Genomic DNA, 6,224 nt, shown 5'->3' on the forward strand with positions numbered 1-6,224 from the left:
TTTTAAATTTAAAGTTCAGAGAATTGATCCAAACTTTAAGTTAATATCAAATTCGATTTTGAGACAAAAGTTGAGACAAAAGTTGAAGTTGTAGTGTTGGTTTTTTCTTAGGAACCCAAATGTTTAAAAATAGATTGGCTCAAGCTCCAATAGCTTCCTCTACAATCGGCAAGCGTTGAGAGGCGTAACCAATTCCCCGCACTGTTAAAATATATTCGGGATTACGTTGATCTTCTTCAATTTTTGCGCGTAGACGAGCGACATGAACATCGACAACCCGCATATCCGCAATTCGTCGAGGTGCATAACCCCACAATTCTTGAAGAATTTCTGAACGAGAAACCGCCTCACCAGAATGTTTTAAGAGCAGTTCGAGAAGATTAAACTCAATGTAAGTTAGAGGAATCAGTTGCTCGCCTTTATAAACCCGTCGCTTGACAGTATCAATTCGTAGAGCATCTACCTGAATAGTCTCTGCACTAACATCACGATTGGCGTTTGTTTCTCTCAGACGGCGTAAAATGGCTTGAATACGGGCTTCTAATTCTTTGGGTGAAAAGGGTTTGGTGAGATAATCATCGGCACCGAGTTCTAACCCTGTAATCCGATCCGCGACATCTCCTAAAGCGGTTAACATAATGATGGGAACTTCCGATTGGGTGCGGATTTTTTGACACACGCCATAACCGTTGAGTTTGGGCATCATTACATCTAAAACGACGAGATCAGGATTTTCTGTTTCAAATAGGCTTAGGGCTTCGCGACCATCGGCAGCGGCCACAACCTCATAGCCAACCATCGATAGACGAGTGGTGAGAATACGTCGAATAGCAGATTCGTCATCTGCGATTAAGATTTTACCGGAGTTACGTTTGTGTTCAGATTGTAATTGCGTTGCCATGTCTGCTCCCATAGATAGATGAATCGGCTTTCGGTGCAGGTTGAATTGGTTTCAAATCAACAAGCGATTTCAGGCGACTTCAGATGTTGGTGCTGCCATCCACTGTGCGTCTGATAACACCTGTTATCATCTTGTTATCACAACTGTATCACCAAAATTTAAAAATTTTGCAATAACTAAATAAATTTAACAAAAATTTACATAAAAATGAGGACTGACTATTATTTTTACAAATTAATACTATGAGATAGGTAACGATTTAGCAATAGGCTGGTATTATCGAGGCATTGTTGAAGTTGATTGTCCAAATGTTCCTCAACTAAAACCATGCCCAATCCCTTTTTAGGAGTTAGGATTCCTCCTGAATTACACGAAGCATTGATGGCACGGGTCAAAGCAACTGGACAATCTAAGTCAGACCTCGTGGTTGAAGCTTTAAGAACCTATTTAGGAATCGCTCATCAACCCGATAAAATGGAAGAACTTGAGAGCCGTTTAGCGATACTTGAACATCGACTCGACACTCTCAATCCTGAGTCTCACGCTCACGAAATCCAGGATGATTAAATGACTCTAACTGTCCGACAAATTTTGGCCCCAAACTATCAAGTCGTAGGCAACTATGCAAAACTTAGCTAATTTGTCAAGTGAAAGCTTAGGATACTTTTGATCATCAACTGTAGTATTACTTAACAATCAGTGATCTGTTTCGTAGTCACCAGACTCGGGTAACTCTTTTTCAACAGAAAATTCCCAGCTTCTCACGGAAACCGGGAACTTTAACAATAGTTCAACCTAAACGCTGAAACCTAAGCCACAGGTTTTTCTGTTGCTTTTGTGATGTATTTGAGAATTAACTCAAACTTCTCCCGAATGTTCATCAGTTCTTTCATCCAAGTATTAGAAGCGGCGATAGATTCTTCTTCACTGCGACGAGCAACTGAGATTTGTTTATCAATTTCTCCGTAAACCTGTTGTTCAAATTCACTAAGCTGTATACTGATTTGCGCCTCTAAGTCTTTACCAATTGTTTGAAACTGGCTGGTAATTTCTTTACGACATTCTGCCATTTTTTGCTGTTGTTCATGTTCTTGTTGCATGGTCAGTAAATCCGCTCCAACTGAAATAATAGCCAATACTGGTCCTAGACATCGAGCCGCATTACCAAGATTTTTAGCAATACCAACAGCTTGCCAGGGTTTAAACTTAAATCCGACAAATTTACCCACTCCTAAAACAGTTTGATGTAATCCACTTCCGACTACATCCATAGACCGTAAAAATCCCTGTTGGGTTGCTGTTTTAACAAAGCCACGAGTCGCTGAACTTGTGATATTTACTCCGGCTTTGGTTCCAATATCACCGAGGAAATTGATTTGACTTTTGATGGCTTCTGCATTCATACCAGCTTTTACATTTTTAGCTGATATATTTTGGTTTTTATCTAAACAAGTAACAAAGGCTTTAACCAAGTCGCTCTCAAAAACTTGTTCGACTTCCTGGCGTATATCTTCAGCCGCAGCATTAATTACAGACTGTAATTCTGTTTCTGCACGTTCATAATGTTTTCTAACATTTAATTCTGAGTCTTGATTAAGCTTCTCAAAATTTTCATCTGTTCCTACTGCCAAAGCAAGATATACACCTTGTTGAGCAATCTCTGAAGACATTTTCAAGGCAATATTCTGAACTTTAGTTCGGATGCGACTCCGTTCTTTTCGGACAACACGAGATAAACGATTTAAAATTTCGAGGAATGCTGAATCGTTCGTAGAATTGCGGGTAAAACTTAGCTGTGCTTCTTCCAGACAACTGAGTGCAATTCGGACGGGAGTATCAAATTTTGCTAATGCCGCACGTTTGTTAACAAACTCGTTGAGGGCATCAATAAACGTCTTAAAACGGCTAATTTCCATGAGAAAATCATCCTTTTCATCAACACCCTCACAGTAGTCTTTTGCATCGATAAAGCAAACCGGAAATTCATCCAGGCTGTATGGTTTCAAGGCTTCTGCTAGACTGTGGCGGTAGTTCAATATTTTCTGTTCTTCTTCTCCCGCTTCATCAGACATTTTATTGATGACGAGCATCATTTTCCAGCGATAACCTTTTTCATAGGCTAACTTTTTGAAGTTCTCAACGGTAACGGAGTCGAACAGCATATAGGTGAGACAAAATACCAATAAATCGGCTTTGTTAATCGCGTCGTAGGTAATTTCATCGTGATCTTGGCGTTCTGTAAAGAGTCCCGGCGTGTCAAGAACTTGAATACCATTCCAGTTGTAGGTGCTGGTTTTATCGGTGGCGATATCCGCATCTATTTTGATGTCTCGTTTTCCGGTCAGTGCAGAGATAATTGTTGATTTTCCCGCACTATATTGTCCGACAAAAGCAACGCCAATTGCTCCTTGTTCCCGATAGGTTTTTAATTCCTCACGCAGTTTCTTCCGAATTGCTGTGAGTTCGGGTTTATTTTCCTGTTCTAGTAGCTTATCAAAACTAACGAGATTTTTTTTGAATGCAGAACCAATTTTGGCAGCGAGGAAATCCTGATTATTTGCAGTCATGGCTTGTTTCTCCTATTTAACAGATTTGTGAGATTGAATTGAAATGTCTTCTTGGAGAACCTTTTTCAGTTCATCCATTGATTTTTTGATGGTGAGTTCAGAGCGAGTGATAATTTTCATTTTGTGTCCGAACTTCCGTTGAACCTTAGCAACTGTTTTTCTGGCTCCTTCTTCAGTTAAGGGTTCGTATTTTTCCTGACTCCAATCAAGAATTCGCTTGGCATAAAAACGGTTAAGATAGTTAGTAAATCCCGAGAATTTTTTCTGTGCTTCCTCCAGTGTTAAAGAAAAACTTTCAAGCCCAGAAGCGAGTTCCTTGAAATAGGATTCGATATTCATAATTACAGAAGCACAGGAATTTGAAAATTCACTTCGAGCTTTTTCCAGCGTTGCCTGTTTTTGGGTATTCAGTTGCTCGTACAAAGACTCTGAAATTTTGTGAGCCGCCTCACGACGTTTCTGATCTTTGGATTTGAATAATCCAGTAATACCTCCGATAATTCCAGCAACAATTCCTACAGGTATTGCAAAAGGTGATGAAAACAATAGAAGAACTGTACTGGCTACCCCTAAAATAATTCCGCCAATTCGCAGGATATGTTGAGTATCCCAAGAATCTTGTTCTGTGAATTTAAAGTTATCGCCGCCAAGTTCAGCAACCAACTGTAATTCATGGCCGATTTCCTCTAATATCTCTTGAACTTCACGCTTAAACTGTTCACCTGCTTCCTGAAAAGCAGACTTTAAACGCTGTTCTAAATTGAGAGATTTTAGCCTTTTCTCCCAACCGAGTTTCAATCCCAACTCGTTTGAATTCCAATGTTCCTCTGCAAACGATGGAACAGCATTAATCGCCTCTTGAAATATCGTTTCGATTTCTATTTGTAAGTTGCTGCGGCTATCTTTGAATGCGATCTCAATTTTCTTTCTGATTTCCTCCTGTTTGCTTTGAATTGTTTCTGCTAATTGTCCATAAATTTGAGCTTGTCCTGCAACCCAGTCATAGGGTGTATTAATGGCGCCGACAGTCGAACCGAGTAGAGTTTGCGATCGTCGAATAGTTCCGTATTGAATCAAAGACTCGCGAATAGAATCTAAAAAATCTTGCATTCGACTGGCTTTGAATAATTCCTCTTGGCGATTTTCATGTTCGGGTTCGCGGGAAAGTTGAGCCGCCAAAAGCATCACCGGAACAATGGGAAAGTAATCGTTTGCATAATGCTCTTTTGCATAGCGGCGAATGCGTTCAATATGTCCGCCCAAACCGCTTTGACCTTCCATTGCAAAGGCTTTATCGGGATTCTTTAGAAAATGTTCTAACCAACGGGGATCGCGCAGATTTTTCTTAACATTCAAAAGAATAATGAGCGGTTTTGCTTTCTTTTTGAGCAGATGTAAAAACTTAAATTCTGTGTCTTGAACGCTGTCATTTGTAACGACATAACAGATAACATCTGACTCCTCAATCACACTTTCAGCTATTTCTTCATCACTTTTTCCGCCGGGAGCGCCAATCCCAGGCGTGTCAATAATCCGAATATTTTTCCATTCATAAACTCGGTTGTAACGAGTCGTTCGCTGTTTTCCAACTCCTATCGCCTCCCATCCATCGTTAGTAACAATGGCGTGAAGCGTGCTTTTTCCCGCTTTCGTTCTGCCCATAAAGGCAATGCTAAAGTGATTGAGAGCGCGTTCTTTTGAACGGAGGGATTCCCGCACATCCTCAATTTCTTTGATAATTTCAGCCGAGAGCGATTTTTCAGTTAATTCGAGTTGTTTTGCAACTTCTTTAGCCGTGTTTGCCTGACCTTTACTGTTAGTTTTTGACTGAATTTCATAAATCGATTTTTGCAAATTTTTTCCCAAATAGTAAAGTATCGACAAAGCACTTCTCAGAGCAAATTGTGAAAATTGGTAATCTTCCTTAGCAACAACGGCACACTCACGAATTGCTTCATCATATTCTGGCCCCGATAACAAAATTTCTCGCCGCAGTTGCTCGACTTTTTCTTCGGCTCCCGTTAAATTGGCTAATTTATTAACCAAAGCCTGGGATAAAATCGAATCAGCTTTCTGAAGTAAACGCGCACTAACAGAAAGTTTTTGTTGATTGGACTCATCAAGAAATCCCGTATCAGAAAAGGCTCCGGCTTCTTCAATTTGTTTCTGTATTTCTCCTTTCGGCCAGTTCCAAATCTGTGCAATTCGTTCGGCCATCTTCCGTTCTAACACCGAACAAAACCCGTCTACATAAGCAATCGCTAAAATTTGACACATGGCCTCATTTTTTTGACTGCTGGGTACTCGCCTCGCAACTTCTTCGACAGATAATTGATTATCATCTTGGGCGAGAATCTTTTCCATTTCCTCCAGGGTTCGCTGTCCGGCTTCAATTTGAGTTGCGAGTTCGTGAAGCGCTTTTGATTCTTCGCTGTGAATTTGTTGGTCAGCACAAACCATGTGCGTTACCAATAAAAAGGGATAATTTATCGTATTAGAATGGTTGTTAGTCACTTGTTCAGTCTTTTTGAGTGTCGTTTGCATCTTGCCTAACCCCGTATTAAAGTAGCCAATACGTTGAAGTCGCAGTCGGCAAGATAGCCACCGCCAGCAATACCTGTTAATGCGATACCTGCAAAAATTGCCGTCTGAGTTATAGCCATGTCAGTGTTGAGACGGTTAGAACGTGCTTTGCTCAAGCCCATACGATCTCCTAGAGGTAGAGGGTGTTAAATTTTTTAAGTCTCTACATTCAG

At 40.4% G+C, this 6,224-nt stretch carries 4 protein-coding genes; 1 reads left to right on the forward strand and 3 read right to left on the reverse strand.

The features are described from left to right. Positions 1–139 precede the first annotated feature (139 nt). On the reverse strand, positions 140–901 hold the full coding sequence (rpaB, locus tag M595_RS26745; RefSeq protein ID WP_023069728.1) for a response regulator transcription factor RpaB: 762 nt from the start codon (positions 899–901) through the stop codon (positions 140–142). Positions 902–1,228: 327 nt separating this feature from the next. Here rpaB and M595_RS26750 point away from each other — a divergent pair, with 327 nt between their 5' ends. After that, a complete protein-coding gene (locus M595_RS26750) occupies positions 1,229–1,468 on the forward strand; it encodes a YlcI/YnfO family protein (protein WP_023069726.1) in 240 nt (79 codons plus the stop codon). 242 nt (positions 1,469–1,710) lie between these two features. Here M595_RS26750 and M595_RS26755 read toward each other — a convergent pair whose 3' ends face one another. Then, positions 1,711–3,468, reverse strand: coding sequence for a GTPase (locus M595_RS26755; protein WP_023069727.1), 1,758 nt, complete (start codon positions 3,466–3,468; stop codon positions 1,711–1,713). A 12-nt stretch (positions 3,469–3,480) separates the two neighbouring features. Next, a complete protein-coding gene (locus M595_RS26760) occupies positions 3,481–6,012 on the reverse strand; it encodes a GTPase (protein ID WP_023069725.1) in 2,532 nt (843 codons plus the stop codon). Between the last annotated feature and the right edge of the window lie 212 nt (positions 6,013–6,224).

Source organism: Lyngbya aestuarii BL J, from assembly GCF_000478195.2.
GTDB lineage: Bacteria > Cyanobacteriota > Cyanobacteriia > Cyanobacteriales > Microcoleaceae > Capilliphycus > Capilliphycus aestuarii.

Bases quoted from the DNA above. Each gene is read 5' to 3' on its own strand.
- M595_RS26760 (WP_023069725.1), bottom strand. From the start codon at position 6,012: ATGCAAACGACACTCAAAAAGACTGAACAAGTGACTAACAACCATTCT.
- M595_RS26750 (WP_023069726.1), top strand. From the start codon at position 1,229: ATGCCCAATCCCTTTTTAGGAGTTAGGATTCCTCCTGAATTACACGAA.
- M595_RS26755 (WP_023069727.1), bottom strand. From the start codon at position 3,468: ATGACTGCAAATAATCAGGATTTCCTCGCTGCCAAAATTGGTTCTGCA.
- rpaB (WP_023069728.1), bottom strand. From the start codon at position 901: ATGGCAACGCAATTACAATCTGAACACAAACGTAACTCCGGTAAAATC.